Raw genomic sequence first — 1,674 nt, 5'->3', positions numbered from 1 at the left:
TACCTGACAGACCGCAGTGCCTGAATTTACGACTGCTGCGCAGCCGGACGCAGGCTGCGCCAGCTGCTACAAAGGGCGGGGCGTGCTCTGTTTGAGGTTAGAAAGTGGACGCGAAAATCACTTGGCTGTAGACGTTCCTGTCGTTGTTGCCCAGTTGCGTACCGCCCTGTTCGGCGCTCTTGTCCGGTTGGTACAGGCCGATCAGCGGCATGATGCTCAGGTGATCGTTGACGTGCCATTCGGCATAGATATCGGTTTCATGACCGTCGGTATTGCCCAGGTTGCGGTCGATGGTGTCGAAGTTGAAGTACATCGCGCCGACGGTCAGGTTCTCCAGCGGCGAGACGGTGAACTTGACCTGCTGGATGCGCGAATTGCTGTTGAACGGACCGGCATAGTTGCCCGCCACTTCGCCCTGGAACCAGGTACCGAAACCACGGCTGAAACCGTAGAACAGGGTGTCGTAGTTTTCCGAGAAACGGCTGTAGCGATAGCTGACATACGGCGCCCAGTTCACGTCGGAAAAGGTCCAGCCGGCTTCCAGGTACCAGGCGTCTTCGGTCGAGGTGTGAGGCTTGTCCTGCTTGGCGTATTCGCCGGAGAGGAACAAGTCCTTGACCCCGGCGTTGCCGGTGGCGCGCAGGCTGTAGGTCTTCATGCCGTCGCGTTCGAGCTGGATCGGCGAGGCGTACTGCTCGTCGATATCGGTGGTGTCGACGTAGGTCAGGCCCACGGTGCCGGCTTCGGACACGTGCTCCAGGGTGCCGACATACATTTCGGTCATCGCCTGGGCGCGGTTGTTGGATTTGAGCCACATCAGGTCGCCACGCCAGCCTTCCTTGCCGCCGATGCGCAGCACGGCGGTCTCGTCGAACGCCTTGCGTGCGGCCAGCCAGTAGGCGCCGCCACGGTTGAACTCGCCGTCAGCCAGGCCCTTGCCCATGTTCAGCGCATCGCCGTTAATGATGAAACCGTCACCGACCATGATGTTTTGTCGACCGAACGACAGGTCGATGCCATCGGCGCCCAGCACCGGGAATAGATCGCTGGAACGCCAACCGAGGTAGGCATCTTCGAACTTGGTGGTGCGTTCCGAACCATCGCTGAACCCTGCCGCATCGCCGTCACCCCAGGTCCCGGAACTGAGCATATTCGCCGCGCCATAAGCGGTGCCGACACCGGCCAGGCCTTTGTCGAACGCCAGGCCGTACTTGATGTAACCCTCACGCCACGATGACGAACCTTCGTTGAGACGACCCGACAACGCGTAGTTTTCCTGGCTATGGAAAACCCCGAACACCGCTTCCAGCGTGGCGTTCAGGTGAGTGTCGCTGTCTGAGTACAGTTCATAAGCTCCGGCCTGCCCGGCACTGATCATCAGCGCGAGCGTGGAAAGTCGAAGCAAGGGAGACTTGAGCATGGCATGACATCCGTTCTTGTTCTTGGGGCGCAGGGTTGCGGTCTTTTTAGATACTAAGGGCCGCTTTTTTTTTGGCCTTTTGCCTGTTTGCCAATTAGTTGGTTGTGCATGCCAGATTGCATGGCAGGGTGATGGCACCCCCTCATCCCCGGAGAACGACACGTCCCCTGTAGGAGCGAGCACGCTCGCGATGGATGCCAGAACACCGCGGGGTGTCAGGCAGCCAACATCATCGTTGACGACCATCGCGAGCG

General features: G+C 59.7%; 1 protein-coding gene. It reads right to left on the bottom strand.

From position 1 onward, the window contains the following. Positions 1 to 97: 97 nt before the first annotated feature. A complete protein-coding gene (locus ACW9JE_RS30615) occupies positions 98 to 1,420 on the bottom strand; it encodes a hypothetical protein (RefSeq protein ID WP_457434889.1) in 1,323 nt (440 codons plus the stop codon). Between the last annotated feature and the right edge of the window lie 254 nt (positions 1,421 to 1,674).

The sequence above is a fragment of the Pseudomonas sp. SDO55104_S430 genome (assembly GCF_054070595.1).
The sequence above is the reverse complement of the archived record's forward strand: the minus strand, read 5'-3'. Positions and strand labels throughout refer to the sequence as shown.

Excerpts from the sequence above, each read along its gene's own strand:
- ACW9JE_RS30615 (WP_457434889.1), bottom strand. The coding sequence starts at position 1,420 with ATGCTCAAGTCTCCCTTGCTTCGACTTTCCACGCTCGCGCTGATGATC.